The 16,787-nt window shown below is 66.9% G+C and carries 14 protein-coding genes; 10 read left to right on the plus strand and 4 right to left on the minus strand.

The features are described from left to right. Positions 1 to 73: 73 nt before the first annotated feature. Both DMB86_RS20755 and istB read left to right on the plus strand, forming a co-directional pair. A complete protein-coding gene (locus DMB86_RS20755; protein WP_193926274.1) occupies positions 74 to 883 on the plus strand; it encodes a Mu transposase domain-containing protein in 810 nt (269 codons plus the stop codon). Continuing rightward, positions 880 to 1,704 carry an IS21-like element helper ATPase IstB gene (gene istB, locus DMB86_RS09115; protein WP_227878680.1) on the plus strand — a complete coding sequence of 275 codons (825 nt, stop codon included), beginning with the start codon at positions 880 to 882 and terminating at the stop codon, positions 1,702 to 1,704. The genes DMB86_RS20755 and istB overlap by 4 nt, the downstream gene beginning before the upstream one ends. A 413-nt stretch (positions 1,705 to 2,117) precedes the next feature. On the opposite strand, the gene DMB86_RS09120 is transcribed toward istB, so the two are convergent. Beyond that, entirely contained in the window at positions 2,118 to 4,253 is a 2,136-nt protein-coding gene (locus DMB86_RS09120) for a Stk1 family PASTA domain-containing Ser/Thr kinase (RefSeq protein WP_113717489.1), read from the minus strand. Between the two features lie 82 nt (positions 4,254 to 4,335). Next, complete coding sequence (locus DMB86_RS09125) at positions 4,336 to 5,925, minus strand: LysM peptidoglycan-binding domain-containing protein (RefSeq protein WP_113717490.1); 1,590 nt, start codon at positions 5,923 to 5,925, stop codon at positions 4,336 to 4,338. Between the two features lie 204 nt (positions 5,926 to 6,129). Between DMB86_RS09125 and DMB86_RS09130 the strand changes: the two genes are divergently transcribed. Then, positions 6,130 to 6,483, plus strand: coding sequence for an Rv2175c family DNA-binding protein (locus DMB86_RS09130; protein WP_113717491.1), 354 nt, complete (start codon positions 6,130 to 6,132; stop codon positions 6,481 to 6,483). Between the two features lie 42 nt (positions 6,484 to 6,525). On the opposite strand, the gene DMB86_RS09135 is transcribed toward DMB86_RS09130, so the two are convergent. Then, positions 6,526 to 7,629, minus strand: a complete 1,104-nt coding sequence (locus DMB86_RS09135; protein ID WP_113717492.1) for a polyprenyl synthetase family protein — start codon at positions 7,627 to 7,629, stop codon at positions 6,526 to 6,528. A gap of 124 nt (positions 7,630 to 7,753) precedes the next feature. Next, positions 7,754 to 8,353: a hypothetical protein gene (locus tag DMB86_RS20970; protein ID WP_227878681.1), complete on the minus strand. Its 600-nt coding sequence runs from the start codon at positions 8,351 to 8,353 to the stop codon at positions 7,754 to 7,756. 213 nt (positions 8,354 to 8,566) lie between these two features. Between DMB86_RS20970 and dinB the strand changes: the two genes are divergently transcribed. The 7 genes from dinB to DMB86_RS09180 all read left to right on the plus strand — a co-directional run bounded on the left by dinB (position 8,567) and on the right by DMB86_RS09180 (position 16,786). Then, a complete protein-coding gene (gene dinB, locus DMB86_RS09150; RefSeq protein WP_113719441.1) occupies positions 8,567 to 9,751 on the plus strand; it encodes a DNA polymerase IV in 1,185 nt (394 codons plus the stop codon). A gap of 214 nt (positions 9,752 to 9,965) precedes the next feature. Further along, on the plus strand, positions 9,966 to 10,331 hold the full coding sequence (locus DMB86_RS09155; RefSeq protein WP_113719442.1) for a DUF3040 domain-containing protein: 366 nt from the start codon (positions 9,966 to 9,968) through the stop codon (positions 10,329 to 10,331). A 532-nt stretch (positions 10,332 to 10,863) separates the two neighbouring features. Then, positions 10,864 to 11,295 carry a division/cell wall cluster transcriptional repressor MraZ gene (mraZ, locus tag DMB86_RS09160; RefSeq protein WP_113717494.1) on the plus strand — a complete coding sequence of 144 codons (432 nt, stop codon included), beginning with the start codon at positions 10,864 to 10,866 and terminating at the stop codon, positions 11,293 to 11,295. A gap of 221 nt (positions 11,296 to 11,516) precedes the next feature. Then, complete coding sequence (gene rsmH / locus DMB86_RS09165) at positions 11,517 to 12,533, plus strand: 16S rRNA (cytosine(1402)-N(4))-methyltransferase RsmH (RefSeq protein ID WP_227878682.1); 1,017 nt, start codon at positions 11,517 to 11,519, stop codon at positions 12,531 to 12,533. Continuing rightward, complete coding sequence (gene ftsL / locus DMB86_RS09170; protein ID WP_113717496.1) at positions 12,530 to 13,213, plus strand: cell division protein FtsL; 684 nt, start codon at positions 12,530 to 12,532, stop codon at positions 13,211 to 13,213. Before rsmH ends, ftsL begins: the two co-directional genes overlap by 4 nt. Before the next feature lie 61 nt (positions 13,214 to 13,274). Continuing rightward, positions 13,275 to 15,083, plus strand: coding sequence for a peptidoglycan D,D-transpeptidase FtsI family protein (locus DMB86_RS09175; RefSeq protein WP_335645036.1), 1,809 nt, complete (start codon positions 13,275 to 13,277; stop codon positions 15,081 to 15,083). Then, a complete protein-coding gene (locus DMB86_RS09180; protein ID WP_113717497.1) occupies positions 15,083 to 16,786 on the plus strand; it encodes a Mur ligase family protein in 1,704 nt (567 codons plus the stop codon). The genes DMB86_RS09175 and DMB86_RS09180 overlap by 1 nt, the downstream gene beginning before the upstream one ends. The last annotated feature ends 1 nt before the right edge of the window (position 16,787 follow it).

A 16,787-nucleotide genomic window follows, 5' to 3' on the forward strand; every position in this document is an offset into this window, starting at 1 on the left:
GGCGATTCGCGATGATATATATGACTCATTCGAGTTCAGAGAACACCTCGAGATCGGCAAGGCCCTGTACTCGGTGCCCGGGGACTACATCGGCTCCCAGGTTGCCGTGCGCGCCGACAGCGAGCTGGTGAAGATCTACCACCGCGGGCAGCTGATCAAGACCCACCCAAGGATGCGGCCAGGGACCCGCTCCACCGACGCGTCAGATCTGCCCGAGCACAAGAGCGCCTACGCTTTGCGGGACATCACCCACCTGATCGGGCTGTGCGCCGGGCACGGGGAAAACATCGGCATCTACGCCGAACGGATCCTCGATGACCCGCTGCCCTGGACGAGGATGCGCGCCGTCTACCGGCTCATTGGCCTCGTGCGCCAGTACGGGCCGGCCGCGGTGGAGGCGGCGTGCGCCAAGGCCCTGGACCTGGACGTCATCGCCGTGGGCAAGATCGACTCGATGCTGGCCAAGGCCGTCGAAAACATCCCGGCCCTGATGCCGGTCGCCGTCGCGGCCGGGACGGCGCGCTTCGCCCGCGACCCGTCCGAATACGCCGCCGCGGCGGCCGGGCCCGCGGCGGCGGGGCGTTCTGCCGGCGCGGGGACCACCCTGGCCAGTGCCGGGACCGGCGGCGCTGCCAGTGCTGGGACCGGCCTGGCCAACGCTGGGATCGCCCTGGCCAACGCTGGGACCGCTATTGCCACCACGAGGGCCGGGCTGGCCAATGAGGGGACCGGTGCCGCCGCCAGTTCAGGGACCGGCGGGGAGATCGGGGTCGGCGCCGGCCCCCGGTACGGGCGCGGCGTGCAGCTGCACCTGGTCTTCTCCCACGCCGAAACGCCGGAACAAGCCAGGGAAACGCAGACAGCACAGGAGGATGCACGTTGAACCACCCCAGCACCGCGACCATCCCGGCGGGGCCGGTGGACCCGGTCAGCACGGACCTCTCACGGATCCTGCGGGCCCTGAAACTCTCCGGGCTCAAGGACACCCTGCCCGAACGCCTCGTGCTGGCCCGCCAGCAAAAGATGGGGCACGCGGCGTTCCTGGAACTCCTGCTCGCCGATGAACTCTCCCGCCGCGACTCGCGCTCCGCCGCTCTGCGCGCCGCCCGGGCCGGCCTGGACCCGGCCATGCGCCTGGAAAGCTGGGATGACGCCGCGGACCTGAGGTACGACCGGATGCTCCTCTCGGACCTGTCGACCCTGGCCTTCGCCGAGGCCGGGCACTCCGTGCTGCTGCTCGGCCCGGTCGGGGTGGGCAAAACCCACCTCGCCACCGCCCTGGGCCACGCCGGGATCCGGCGGCGGATGAGCGTGCACTTCACCCGCGCCGACAAGCTCTTCACCCGGCTGCGGGCCGCCCGGCTCGATAACAGCCTCGAGGCCGAAATGCGGCGCATCGCCGCCGTGGACCTGCTCATCGTGGACGACTTTGCCATCAAGGCCCTGGACGCGACCGAGACGAACGACTTCTACGAAATCGTCGTTGAACGCCACCGCCGCAAATCCACCATCATCACCTCCAACCGCGAGCCCGCTGAATGGATGGCCATGACCGCCGACACCCTGCTGGCCCAATCAGCCATCGACAGGCTCACCCAGGGCGCCCACACCCTCGTCATCGAGGGCCCCTCCTGGCGCCAACGCGCCAACGGAAACCGGCGCGCCACTATTGACGAAAACAAGGAGACCCGCAATGCTAAATAACACTAACGAGTGGTCCCATACTCGTGGCAACGCGGTGGTCCCATCCCGCTGGCAGGCGACAGCTTGGCTTTGGTTCATGCGTCAATGACGTGAAGGACGGTGCGCGTCACCAGACCGATAGGTGCACTGTGTTTTCCTCACATAACGACCCTGCTGGCAGAATCAGCGATCGACAGGCTCACCCAGGGCGCCCACACCCTCGTCATGGAAATTCAAAAACGTGAGTGAAACGTGACTTGGGCCGTTTTTGGCCTAAAGTGGCTCTGACCTGCGGAACATAACCGCAGGTCAGAGCCACCCCATGGTGCCCCGGGCGGGAATTGAACCCACGACAGGAGACTGTCAGGCCGCCCGCGGCCGTCAGTCGGGTAGCGGCCGAGAAAATGCCGCGTTCGCCGCCGGAGGTGAGCTGGCTAGATGACCCGCAGGGTCACCGTGCTGCCTTCGGGGGCTTCCACGCCCTGCGGGTCCTGGAAGCGGACGGTGCCGAAAAAGCCTCCGAGCAGTTCTTCCACCTTCACCTTGAATCCGAGTGCCTTGAGCTGCGCCCGGGCATCGTCGACCTGCCTGCCCACCAGGTCGGGAACCATGACCAGCTTGGGGCCCTTGGAAATCGTCAAGGTGACGGTGCCGCCTGCCGTGAGGATTCCGTCCGCCGGCGACTGGGACACCACTGCGCCGGCGGGGACCGTGGCGCTGTTGACCTGTTCGGGCGCGACGGCTGCCACCAGGCCCACGCCCTGCAACGCGGCCCGTGCATCCGCGGACGTCTTGCCAACCAACGACGGCACGGGGATGGGCTTGGGTCCCTTGGATACCACCAGGTCGACCTTCGTGTTGCCACGGAAATCGGTGCCGGAGGCCGGATTCTGGCTCACGACCGTCCCCGCCTTGTTCTTTTCGTCGTAAGCCTCCGTGACGGCGCCGACGGCGAGGTGTCCGCCGGTGAGCGCCGCCTTGGCATCGGCCAGCGACTTGCCAAAAAGCGCTGGAACGGGATAAAGGATGGGGCCCTTGGAAACCAGGATCGTCACGCCCTGAAACTTGCGCTGCTCGGTCCCACCCGTGGGATCGGTGTCGACCACCAGTCCCGTCGCAGTTTTTTCATTGAAGACTTCGGAGGTTGCCGCCCGCTGAAAGCCCTGGGCCTGGATCAGCGACTGGGCCTGCGCCACGGTCTTGTTGTGTACCTCGGGCACCGTTGCCAGGGCGCCGGGCCCCATCCCGAGGAACCATCCGGCCGCCGCCACGATCAGGCCGAGCAGCACCACTATCAGAATCCAGATGGCCGCACGTCGGCGGGGGTGCGCGGTGCCCAGGGTCGCCACCGGCCGCGCGGCCGCCTTGGCACGCTGCCTTGCAACGGCGCGTGCCTCCCGCTTGGACGGTCCGCCCGCCGCGCGTTCACGTTCGACGCCGCCACCCGGCTCAAGGCCGGCCGTCTCGTTGCCCGCGGCATGCAGGGCGGCGCGGTCCGCGTCGTCCACGTACAGGCGGTGGGCCGGGGGAAGCACGCTGGTGGGGTAGGAAGGTGCGCCGATGACGGCGGTGCCGTTGTCTTGGGGGCCCCGATGGCCGAGAGCTTCGGTGGGGTTTTCCTGATACCCGGCCATGCCGCGGGGGAGGGGCGCGGTCGGCGCGGCGGCATCAACCGCACGTGTGGCCGGCCCACCGCCCGGGCCGCTCCCCCCGGCGTCGAGCTCCTCCGGTGTCAGGGTGTGGCGTATGTGGCGCAGGTCCTCCAGCAGCGAGGCCCCGTTGGCCGGCCGGTTGTCGGGGTCCTTTTCGGTCATGTAGCGGACCAGCTCGTCCATCTCCGGCGGCAGGCCGGGGACGGCGGCGGACGGCGCCGGGACGTCGTCGCGCACGTGCTGCATGGCCACGGCGATGGGCACCTGGCCGCGGAACGGCTGCTCGCCGGTCAGGAGTTCGTAGAGCATGATACCGGCGGAGTAGATGTCGCTGCGGGCGTCGCCGCCGTCGCCGTTCACCAGTTCGGGCGCGATGTAGCCGACGGTGCCCAGCAGCGTGCCCGTGCTGGTGGTGGTGGTGACTGCGCGCGACAGGCCAAAGTCGCCGATCTTGACCCATCCGCTGCGCGAGACCAGGACGTTTTCGGGCTTGACGTCGCGGTGGACCAGGCCTGCGGCATGGGCGGCCGCCAGGCCTTCCACAATGGGGTCCAACAGGTCAAGGGCCTGCCGCGGCGTTAACGGGGCGCGGGAATTGATGATGTCTCGCAGGGTGTGGCCATCGATGTATTCGAGCACCAGGTAGGCGTGTTCCGCGCCGACGCCGTGGTCGTGGATCTGGACTACATGGGGATGGGAGAGGCTTGCTGCGCTCCAGGCCTCACGCTGCAGGCGTTCAATGAAGGCGTTGTCGGTGGCCAGATGCGCATGCAGGATTTTTAGGGCGATGTTGCGGTTGAGGCGGACGTCCTTGGCCAGGTACACGGTGGACATGCCGCCGCGCGCCACCTTGGCCAGGACCAGGTACCGGTCGTCAACTGTGGTCCCGATCAGGGGATCAAAAGGCTCCGCTTGCACCCTTCGATCCTATTGGGTGAAACGGAAGGCGGCCGCCAGCAACACTCGCTGGCGGCCCCTGCCGTGGTTATTGCACGTCGTTTTAGCGGAACAGCTTCTGGTTGGCCTTGACGCTGGCCACGTACTTCTTGGTATCCGGGAACATGCCGTGGACGCTGACTGAATACTGGCCCTGGTAGTAGCCGGCAATGGCCAGGTCGACGGTCTTGGCGTCCTTGAGCAGGGCCCGGATGATGGCCACCCCTGCCGTGACGTTGTCCTGCGGGTTGAGCAGGTTCAACTTGCGTCCCACCATTCCTGAGGCCCAGTCGCCGGCGTCCGGGATGACCTGCATGGTGCCAATTGCGTTGGCGGGGGAGACCACCTGATGGTTGAATCCTGATTCCTGCTGCGCGAAGGCCATGGCCAGGGACGGGTCAACGCCCATGCTGGCGGCCGTACGTGCCACCATCTCCTTCATCTGGGCCCTGGTGGGCGCCGGGGCGGCGAGCAGCGCGCGCAGGTTCTTGTTTGCATCGGCCACCACCGCATCCGGATACGTGTAGTGCAGGAACGTGTTGGGTACGCTCGGGGCGGCGGGCTTGATCGGCGTGACCGAGCTGGATGCCGCGCTGAGTCCCGGGATGGTCAGCGTCTTGCCGGCGTAGATGGTGCCGTTGACCGAAATCCGGTTCGCGGAGGCCAGCGCCTGAAGGCCCACGCCGTGCCTGGAGGCGATCCCGGAAAGCGTGTCGCCCGCCCTGATGACATACGTGCCGCCCGATGCTGTCTTGGCAGCGGCCGGTTTGGCAGCGGCCGGCTTGGCCGGCGCGGAGGCGGGCCCCGCGGCCGATTTGCCGAGCCTGATCACCTGGCCGGGGTAGATGATGGTGGCGTTGTTCATGCCGTTGGCCGCCATCACCGAGGCCGTGGAGAGTCCGTGCCTGCCTGCAATCCCGGAAAGCGTGTCGCCTGCCTTGACGACATAAGAGCTCCCGGACGGCGCCTTCGTGGCCGTCGGGGTGGCCGCCTTGGCCGCTGCCGGCCTGGGGGCGGGCGCGGCGGCGGACCTGCCGAGCTTGATCACCTGGCCGGGGAAGATGATGGTGGCGTTGTTCATGCCGTTTGCTGCCAGCACCGAGGCGGTGGAAAGTCCGTGCCTGGCGGCAATGGCGCCGATGGTGTCCCCGGATTTGACCACATACGTGGCCGTGGCCCTGGACGTGACGGCGGAAGCCTTGGCCGATGGCGCGGGCGCGGCGGCCGCGCTGCCGCCGGCGAGCTTGATCTGCTGCCCCGGGTAGATGATGCTCGTGGCGCTGAGCCTGTTCAGGGCCAGCACGGCGCTGGTGGACAGCCCGTGGCGCGCGGCGATGGCGGAGATGGTGTCCCCCGGCGCAACCCTGTAGGTCTTCGCGACGGGTGACTGTGCCGCGATGCGCGACGGAATGGAACCGGCCACCACGGAGGTGGGGATCCCGGCAGCCTTGGGACTCGCCCGCACTGCCGCGGCAAGTCCGCCATGGGTGACCGCAGATGGAAGAATCCTGGGCCCCGTCGGCGCCGTTGCGGCCTCCGCGGGATGGGCCAGTGCCAGCGACGAGAGCATGACAACGGGAATGGCAGCGGTGGCAACAGCCGCCAGCTGCATCCCGCTGGCAGGCGCGGGCCGGGAAGGGCGTTGGGAAGTCATGGGTGTGATCCTCTGGTTTCCGTGACGGTTGGTGCTCGTGATCATGGTGTTACTTGTGTGACTAATGTGAATTTACACCAAAACCGCGCAACGGACAGTGCATTGGGCGTAAACTGCCCTAACCACAGCGGTGTAATTCACAGCCGGGCCTGCCGCCACCGCCAGGGTGTGCGCAGCCGACGATCCTGTGGGAACCTTGAACACGTGAGTAATGTTGAAAAAGTAGTCAGTGAATGGTTGCCGCTGCCGGACGTGGCGGCCGCGTTGGACGTGTCCGTCACCAGGGTCCATGCCCTCGTCAAGGACGGGTCCCTGTTGGCGGCCAGGATCGGCGAACGCTCCATTCGCGCCGTCCCGGCTGAATTCTTCAGCGACGGCCAAATAGTGGACAGCCTGCGCGGCACCATCACCGTCCTGCACGACGCAGGCTTCGACGACGAGGAAGCCATCACCTGGCTGTTCACCGAGGACAGTTCCCTGCCGGGCCGTCCCATTGACGCGCTCCGTGAGGGCCGCAAAACTGAAATCCGCCGCCGCGCCGCAGCCCTCGGCTGGTAGGGGGCCGGGCTGCCGCGAAGCGGCCCGGGCCGGGAGTTCCGGCTAGGACGTGCGCGACACTGCACCCCGCCCCAGCGCTGACAATGCCTCGGACACGGCATCGTCAATGGGCATCTCCGCCAGTGCACTGAAGGCCGTGCTGCTGAGCTCGGCGATCATGGTTTCCGTTCCCGCCAGCGCGCCGGAATCCACCATGATGGAACACAATGTTTCGATCTGGGCGTCGCTGAGGTCCTGCCGCCCCAGGTGGCTGTCAACAAATTGCCGTTCCGACTCGCCGGCTCCCTCAATGGTCAGGCCCACCAGGACGGTGCGCTTTCCTTCGCGGAGGTCGTCCCCCGCCGGCTTGCCGGTTTGTGCCGGATCGCCAAAGACGCCCAGGACGTCGTCGCGCAGCTGGAAGGCCTCACCGAGGGGCAGGGCGAAGGCGCTGTAGCGCTCGAGCAGCTGTGCGGAGGCCCCAGCCAGCGCTCCGCCGAGCACCAGGGGGTGTTCGGATGAATACTTGGCGCTCTTGAAGCGGATGATGGCCGCGGCGCGGGCGACGGCGGTGCTGTGCGGCTTGGTGGGGCCGGAAACCTCCTCGAGGATGTCCAAATACTGCCCCGCCATCACCTCCGTGCGCATCAGGTTGAACACGTCGCGGGCACGGCCGGTGGCACGGGAGCCGATGGCGGCGAACATTTCTTCGCTGAAGGACAGGCACAGGTCACCGGTCAGGATGGCCGCCGCATGGCCGAACCGTTCCTGGTCCAGGACCCAGCCGCGGGCGGCGTGCAGGGTGCCGAACTGCCTGTGCACGCTGGGCCCGCCGCGGCGGGTGTCCGAACGGTCAATGATGTCGTCGTGAATGAGTGCGGCGGCCTGGAACAGCTCCAGTGCTGCGCCGGCCATGATGACTTCCTCGGCGTCCGGCGCCCCGCCGGCACCGCGCCAGCCCCAGTAGCACAGGAGTGCGCGCATCCGCTTGCCGCCCGTGACGAGCGACGCAATGGAATCGACCAGCACCAGTGAATCGGGGGAGATCGCTGAGAGCAGCGTGCTTTTTCCAGCCAGGAATTCCTTCAGTTTCACCGCCACCGCAGCGACAAATGCGTCCTGCTCAGCGGCCGTTGATTCCTTGGGAGTGGCGGCAAATGCGGTCATGCTGGGGTGGGTCCTTGCTGTGGATGGTGTGGAGCGTCCGCTGGGTGTGGACGCATGGCGGGCGTTCCGTGCGGTTGCTGGAATGGTCCTTGTGCCCGGAATTGCCGTATTCCCTGGCAAGGGCCTATTTAAGGGACGCAGGGAACACGTTGGCCCCGACCGTCACCGTCGCCGTGGTTCCCGTCTGGACAACGGCCACATTGACATTCTCCTGTCCGGACGAACGCACAAAGGTCTTTGACGGGGTGCCGTCGACGGAATCGCCCGGCAGCGCCGTGAACTTCTGGGCAAGATACACCTTCGTGTAATAGGCCATGACGTCAGCAGGCTTGGCCGTGACGGTTTCCGTCAGCGATGCCACGGAAAGCGGGGTGGAACGTTGAAGGCTGGACGCCTGCACGGTGGCGCCCTTCATCAGCGGGATGAGCTTCGTGGGGAAGCCTGCCACAAGTCCCTTGGTGGCCGTCTGGGCCGTTGGCGTGGCCCCCGCCTTAGCCGTCGCCGAACCGGCCCCTGGCGTCGCTGAACCGGCCGGGACCGAGGCCGCCGTTGCGGGGGCCGTGGTTGCCGACCCGTCCGGCGCCCCTGATGACGGGGAGGCCGCCGACGTGGCCGGCGCGCCGGAGCACCCGGTGAGCAGGAGCGCTCCCGCAAGGGCTGCCGCGGCCGGATACGTCCACCTGTCACGGTGGCCCAGGCGGGCAATAAAGGGGCTGCTCTTCACGTATTTTCCTTAGCTGCCGGTAGCGGTGCAACGGATCTTCTCCAGTTTACCCACGCGCGGCCTCAGGGCCGCCCGGACGCTAGGCTTGTATCTGTGGAACAGCAAGTGCGCCGCATCCCGGAACGCCCCCGCCGGCCGGAGAGCAGCCGCGCCGAGGCCGAACTGCGGCGCGGGCAGGCGGGCAGGGTGCTGGACCAGACGGACTGCACCATCATGCATGTGGACATGGACGCGTTCTTTGTCTCGGTGGAACTGCGCCGGCGCCCGGAACTGCGCGGACAGCAGGTGATAGTCGGCTTCCCTGAGGGACGCTCGGTGGTGCTCTCGGCGTCGTACGAGGCCAGGGCCTTGGGGGTGCGTTCCGCCATGCCCATGGCGACGGCCATGCGGATGGCGCCGTCCGCCGTCGTCATCGAACCGCGGCACGGGACCTACCAGGAGGTCTCCCGCCAGGTGATGGGCCTGTTCAACTCCATCACGGACAAGGTGGAACCGCTCAGCGTGGACGAGGCCTTCCTCGATGTCTCCGGTGCACTGCGCCGGCTGGGGACGCCCCTTGAGATCGGCGCCATGGTGCGCCGGCAGGTGGAGTCGGAGCTGGGCATCACCGCCTCGGTCGGCATTGCGGCGTCCAAATTTGTGGCCAAGATCGCCTCCACGCGCTGCAAGCCGGACGGCATGCTTCTCATCGAAAAGGACCGCACCGTGGAGTACCTGCACACGCTGCCCGTCCAGGCGCTGTGGGGCGTGGGCGCCAAGACGCTGGAGACGCTGCAGCGGCTGGGCATCTTCACTGTGGCCGATGTGGCGGCCACGCCGGTGGGTGTGCTGCAAAAAACGCTCGGCGCCGGCGGCCTCGCGCTCCACAACCTGGCCTGGGGCATCGATCCGCGGCCGGTCACTCCGGTCCGCGTGGAAAAGAGCATCGGCGCGGAGGAGACCTTCACGGTGGACACCTTCGACGACGACGTCCTCACCAAGGAACTGCTGCGGCTTTCCCACCGCGTGGCCGGGCGCCTGCGGGAGGCCGGGCTGGCAGGGAGGACCCTGGCGTTGAAGGTCAAATACTCGGACTTCTCCACCATCAGCCGCTCGAAGGCGATGACCGCGGGGATTGACAGCGCCGGACAGATCTACGCCGGCGCCACCGGGCTGCTGCGCGCCCTCGGCACACGGCCGCAAAGCGTGAGGCTGATCGGGGTCCGGGTGGAGTCGCTGGAACCGGCGGCCACGGCACCCCTGCAACTGGCCCTGGACCCCCGCGAGGACAACGGACGCAGCGCCGAAGTGGTGGCGGACGCCATTGCCGCCAAGTTTGGCACAGCCGGAATTGTGCCCGCAAGGCTGCTCAAGAGGGCCGGGAACAACCGCGGCGAAGGGGGCCGGAAGGCTTTTTGACAAGCTGCCCGCGACGGGCCGCAACCGGGTTTCAGTTCCACCAAAACACGCCTATTGTTAGTAGTAGGAGTTTACTCAGCAACGACTTCAAGCTCGTTGGTGCTCTCCGGTGGCCGGCACAAATCGCCGGAAGTCAGCCGGCAGGGAACTAATACGGGTACTGAAGGCGTTAACGGGTTAAGACGCCCATGGCCCTGAAATGAAGGAGGTCGTCATGCCCCTCTCGGAGCACGAGCAAAGACTGCTTGACCAATTGGAGCAGCAGTTGCACGCCGAGGACCCGAAGTTCGCCCACACACTGGCATCGGATCCGGCGCGTTCATTGTCGACACGGCACATTGTGATTGGTGTTCTGATCATGATTGTCGGAATCATGGTGTTGCTGGGCGGGGTCGCCCTCAAGGTCATCGCCGTTGGCATCCTCGGGTTTCTCATCATGGGGGTCGGCGTATACTTTGCCATCTCCCGGCCGAAGTTCAACGGCCGCCCCGGCGCCGGGGCCAAGTCAGCCACCAGGCAAAAAAGCGGTTTCATGAACAATCTTGAGGAACGCTGGGAAGAGCGCCGCAAGGACCAATAGCACGAACGCCCCGGCGCGAGGGGTGTGAAAAACAGGGCTGCCCGACCGCGGCCGGAAATCGTACGGCTTCCGTATCGTCCGATGGTCGGGGCCCGCCCACGAGGCCCGCAGTGCGGGCCTTTTTTTGTGTCCAAAACTCCCGCCCCGCTTTGCCCCACCAAGGCGTCCCACCGGGGCGCTCCACTTCGTCCCACCGGGGCGCTCCACTTCGTCCCACCGGGGCGCTCCACTTCGCCCCACCGCGGCGCTCCACTGTGTCCCACCGGGCCAGTTTCAGGGCCCCCACGACGGCCACGAGGCCGAAAACCGGCCCTGGTTTCCGATTTTCGGGCAGGACGGCGGCGCGCGGCGTCCAGATCCCTCCACAACGCACCACCCGCCGGATCCCAGCACCCGCAAGGGATCCGCGCCACGACACGCCGCGTTGAGGATGCCGCGGCGTTGACGGTGGAGGTTTGTGGAGTAATGTGGAGCGCGTAAGAGGGAAATGGTGGAAGGCGGCTCCAGCGTCTTGATGTGAAGGTGGTCGGTGATGTTTCTCGGAACACACTCACCGCGCCTTGACGAAAAGGGCCGGATCATCCTTCCAGCCAAGTTCCGGGAGGAACTGGCCGGTGGACTTGTCCTGACCAAGGGGCAGGAAAACTGCATTTACGTCTTTAGTGCCAGGGAGTTTGAAAAAGTCCACGCGGACATGGTCGGCGCGCCAATGCAAAACCGGCAGGCCAGGGACTATATCCGCGTCTTTCTCTCCGGTGCCTCGGACGAAGTGCCGGACAAGCAGGGGCGTGTGACCATCCCGGCCACACTCCGCGCCTATGCGGGACTCGACCGGGAGCTGGTGGTCATTGGTGCCGGCAACCGCGCGGAAATCTGGGACGCGGGCGCCTGGGACAGCTACCTCGAGGCACAGGAGAAGGCATTCTCGGAAATCGACGAGGACGCCATCCCCGGCCACAGCTAAGCAACACCGAAAGGCCAATCACCGGCGGGCACACCCGTCGGGAGCGGATATGGCCGGATCTTGGATGAGATCTCCACCCGCCCAGCGGTGTCAAACCTGGCTCACCTTCCCCGGAGCCAGGCGGGACAATGCTCGGCGCGGAGGGGGATCTGGTCCAAGAACCACAATCGGCGCCCCACCAGGCGCTGAACCTGAGCAGTACTGCGGACCCATAGAAAGCCATGAGAAACGGAGGCGTGATGACGTCGGAGATCCCCACGCCACCCACGTCCGCCCGCCACACACCTGTTTTGAAGGACCGCTGCATCAACCTGCTGGCCCCCGCGTTCGAGGCGGCCCGCCAAGCGGGGCGCACCCCCATCGTCGTGGACGCCACGCTCGGCATGGGCGGGCACAGCGAGGCCATGCTCCAACGCTTTGACGACCTCCACCTGATCGGCATCGACCGGGACACCGAGGCACTCGCCCTGGCCGGCGAGAGACTTTCACCCTTCGCCGGACGCACCGACCTGGTCCACGCCGTCTACGACGAACTCGCCGCCGTCCTTGACGACCTTGGCGTCCGCGCCATCGACGGCATCCTGATGGACCTGGGCGTCTCCTCCCTGCAGCTGGACGAGCGTGAGCGCGGATTCGCCTACTCCTTTGACGCGCCCTTGGACATGCGCATGGACACCAGCCGCGGACAAACGGCGGCCGACGTCGTCAATACCTATTCCGAAGAGGACCTGGTGCGCATCATCCGCACATGGGGTGAGGAAAAGTTCGCCGGCCGCATCGCCAACCACATCGTGGCCGCGCGGGACAAGGCGCCGCTGACCCATACCGGCGAGCTTGTGGAGATCATCCGCCACGTGGTCCCGTCCGGAGCTGCCCGCACCGGCGGACACCCCGCCAAACGGACCTTCCAGGCGCTGCGCATCGAGGTCAACGAGGAACTGGGCGTGCTGGAACGGGCAGTCCCGGCGGCCGTCGACGCGCTGGCCCTGCACGGACGGGCCGTTGTCATGTCCTACCACTCGCTGGAGGACAAGATCGTCAAGTCCGTCTTTGCCGCGGGATCGCGCTCCAGCGCACCGGCGGGATTTCCCGTGGAACTCGAGGAGCACAAGGCCACGCTGAAACGCCTGACCAAGGGAACGGAAATTCCCACCGACGAAGAAATTGCAGAAAATCCCCGGGCCGCCTCGGCGCGGCTGCGGGCAGTGGAAAAAGTGAAAGTCAGGAGCGCCGCATGAGCCAGGTCGCAGCACGCATGATCCCGTCGACAGTCGGCAGCAACGCGCGGGCCCTCTCCGCGGAGGAACTGCGCCCGTCAGGGCAGCCGGCCAGTGAAGTCAGGGCGCCACGGACCCGGACGCCGCTGTCGCTGGTCGTTTCGTCTCCGCGGCGCAGCCGCACACCCCTGGTGGTGTCCCTGTTCCTGCTCATGGTCGGTGCCCTGGCCGCGGTGCTGGTGATGAGCGTGTCCGTCTCCGAAGGGCAGTACCAACTGGTGGACCTGAAGAACCAGCAGTCCGCGCTGGAAAAATCCAACCAGGCGCTGCAATTGAACCTGTCCGCCCAGGAAGCACCGCAAAGCCTGGTGGCCCGGGCCGTCGGCATGGGCATGGTCCCGGCGGCGACGTCGGGCCAGATCGACGTCCGCACCAAGAAGGTGACGGGGGCCCCGCTGCCGGCCGCCGCCGACACGAAGCCGTTGTCCGTGCTTCCACCGGCCGACATCAACCAGCCGGTCCCGGCTGCCGCGGACACGGCCGCGCCACCGGCGGCCAAGACCACGACTGCCGCACAGGACGGCGGCGCCGCGGCCGCGGCAGCCAAGAAGAAGGCCGGCACCGCTGCGGCGGCTCCGGCGGCGGTGACACCTGATTTGAACGGCGGCACCATCCCGGCCCCGGCACAGAAGGCCAGCTAAGGTTTAGTAAAGCACCAGGCGGGCCCAAGGGACCGCGAAGGCTAGACGGCAAGGAAAAGCAGTGGCACAAGACTCCACCAAGGCGGCACGGGGCGCAAGTGCACACCAACTGAACAAGGTTGGCCGCGGCCGCATGCGCATCGGCTTCATCGCCATGCTTGTATTCCTCCTGATCATTGCCGGCAAGCTCGTGATGATCCAGGGCCTGGACGTCGGGCAAATGGCGGAAGCAGCGCAGACCCAGCGCACAGTGAAGCAGGTCATGCCCGCCGTGCGCGGGAAGATCGTGGACGCCAACGGCAAGGTGCTTGCGGAAAGCATTCTGCGCTACGACATCACCGTCAACCAGGTCAACAGCGCCCTGTACCCCGAGTACAAGCACTATGACCCAGCCACCCAAACCACCCAATCGTTCACCCGTGACGAGGGCCTCCAGCAACTGGCCGGCGTCCTTTCCCTGCCCGTGGACCAGGTCCGGAAGGCGGCCACCGGCACGAAGGTGTTCAACTACATCGTCCGGGACGTCAGCCCCGCGGTTGAAAGCAAGGTCGCGGCCCTGGGCGTGCCCGGCATCTATTCGCAGGCCCAGACCAAGCGCGTGTATCCCATGGGGTCGGTGGGGGGACCCATCGTCGGCTTCGTGGGCTCCGACGGGAACGGGCTGGCCGGCATCGAGCAGACCATGAACGCCAAGCTCACCGGCAAGGACGGCTCGCGCACCTACCAGGCCGGCAAAAACGGCATCATCATCCCGACGGCGCCCGTCGAAACCACGCCGGCGGTTGACGGGCAAACCGTCAAGCTGACCATCAACGAGGACATCCAGTACTACGCCCAGCAGGCAGCCCAGCAGCAAAAGAACCAATACAGCGCCGATTGGGCCAGCATCACCGTGCTGGACGTGAAGACGGGCAAGGTGATCGCCATTGCGGACAGCGATTCCTATGACCCCAACAACCCTGGCGCCTCCAAGACCGCCAACGTGGGGTCGCGGACTGTCAGTGACGTCGTGGAGCCGGGATCCACCGAAAAGATCGTCACCACGACGGGCGTCATGGAAATGGGCCTCTTTAACCCGATGAGCCACTTCCTGGTACCGCCCTCGCTGACCATCGGCGGCCAGACCTTCGACGACGCCTTTGTCCACGGTACTGAAAAGCGCACGCTGGCCGGCATCATTGCCGATTCGATGAACACCGGCACTGTCATGGCCGGTTCCAAAATGACCAAGCAGCAGCGCTACGACTGGCTGCACAAGTTTGGCGTTGGCCAGAAGACCGGAATCGACCTGCCGGGCGAGAGCCCAGGAATCCTGGTCCCGTGGCAGCAGTGGGACGGCCGCCAGGAGTACACGGTGCTGTTCGGCCAGGGCGTGGCCCAGACGCCCTTGCAGTCCGCCTATATCTACCAGACGGTGGCCAACGACGGCCTGCGGCTCAAGCCCCAGATCATCGACTCCACCACGTCCGCCGACGGCACTGTGGCGACCGTCAAGCAGGCTCCGGGCATCAGGGTCATGACACCCAAAACCGCGGCGGAAGACCGGGTCATGCTGGAGGGGGTGGCCACCATGTCCCACTACAACGCCATCCACATCCCGGGCTACCGGGTGGGCGGCAAGACCGGAACGTCCGAGGCGCCGGCGGCGAACGGTGTCGGCTTTGACGGGTACACGTCGTCGTTCATTGGCATGGCACCCATGGAGGATCCGCGGTACGTGGTGGCAATCACCGTCCAGCGGCCCAAGGGCAGCATCTACGGCGTGACGCAGGGGGCTACATTTAACCAGGTGATGGGACAGGTCCTGCACACCTACAACGTGCCGCCGTCCACCACACCACCCGCCATGCCGCCGAAGTTCTACAAATAATGCCGGCAGGCAGCCCCGACAGGAAAGACAAGGATTTGGTGGAAAAGCAAGCAGCACCGGTGCGTCCGGTGCGTCATGGCGCCGTGGCGCTTGGGAAAATTGCGGCGGTCGCCGGGGCCGACCCCGGGACCGGCGCGCAGCCTGCCGTCACCGGTGCCAGCCTTGACTCCCGCAGCGTCCTGCCCGGGGACCTTTACATCGCCCTGCCCGGGGCGCACACCCATGGCGCCGCGTTTGCCGCCGCCGCCGTGTCCTCCGGAGCGGTTGCCGTGTTGACGGACGACGCCGGCGCGCGCCAGGTGGGCTCCTCCCTCCCGGTCCCCGTGCTCACCTGCGCCGACCCCCGCGCCGCCACGGGAGCCGTGGCGGCCCTCATTTACGGCACCGGGAACAGGGGCGCGGCAGCCATGCCGCTGTTTGCCGTGACAGGAACCAACGGAAAGACCACCACCACGTATTTCCTCAACTCGCTGCTGCGCGCCCTCGGGAACAGAACCGGCCTGATCGGGACCATTGAAATCCTTGCCGGCGACGATCCCATCCCGAGCAAGCTGACCACACCCGAGTCCACTGAGGTCCACGCCCTGTTGGCCGTCATGGCAGAGCGCGGGCTGGGAGCGGCCTCCATGGAAGTGTCCTCCCATGCGCTGGCATTTGGCCGCGTGGACTCGGTGGTCTTTGACGTGGCCGGCTTCACCAACCTGACCCAGGACCACCTGGACCTGCACGGCGGCATGGAAGGCTACTTCGCCACCAAGGCCCAACTGTTCACGCCGGCGCGTGCCCGGCGCGCGGTTGTCACCGTGGACGACGAGTGGGGCCGGCGCCTGGCAGCCGAGTCGACCATCCCGGTGCGGACACTCGCCACGACGGCCGCCGGGACCCCGGCGGCCGGCACCGCGGCGGACTGGCGGGTCTCCGGTGTGAGACGGGACGGCATCGGCTCCCGCTTTCAGCTGCACGGCCCGCACGGCACCGCGCTTTCGGTCCGCACGGGCCTGCCGGGGGACTTCAACGTTTCCAACGCGGCGCTGGCGCTCGTGATGGTGGCCGAGCAGCTCCTCGCTTCCGCCGAAGCCGACGGTGAGGTCGGCCCGGAAGTCACGCCGTCGGCCATGCGGCGCCTCGAGACGACACTCCAGGCCGCCCTGGACGCGCACGATCCCTTCACGGTCGACGTGCCCGGGCGCATGCAGCTCGTGGGCACCCGGCCGGTGGCCGTGGTGGACTTCGCCCACAACCCGGACGCCCTGGCGCGGGCCCTGGCCGCCATCCGTTCCCCGGAAACAGGCTCGCGGGTCATTGTGGTGTTCGGCGCCACGGGGGAGCGCGACGCCACCAAGCGCCCCATCATGGGTGCCGTCGCCGTGGATGGCGCCGATGTGGTAATCATCACCGACGACGACCCCCACGACGAAGACGCCGCGGCCATTCGGGCCGAGGTGCTTCAGGGTGCCGCGGCCGCCAATGAGGCCCGCACGCCGGCCCGGACCATTGAACAGTTCGACCGGCGCGCCGACGCGATATTCCGCGCCGTGGAGCTCGCCGGCCCGGGGGACACCATCCTGGTGGCGGGCCGCGGCCACGAGGTCAACCAGGAAGTCAAGGGCGTCAACGTTGCCCTCGACGACAGGGTCGAACTTCGCTCCGCCCTGGCACATTTTGGATTCCCCGCCGCTACTGCCAGCAGGATAGAGTCGTAAA

It is taken from the genome of Arthrobacter dokdonellae, from assembly GCF_003268655.1.
Classification (GTDB): Bacteria; Actinomycetota; Actinomycetes; order Actinomycetales; family Micrococcaceae; genus Specibacter; species Specibacter dokdonellae.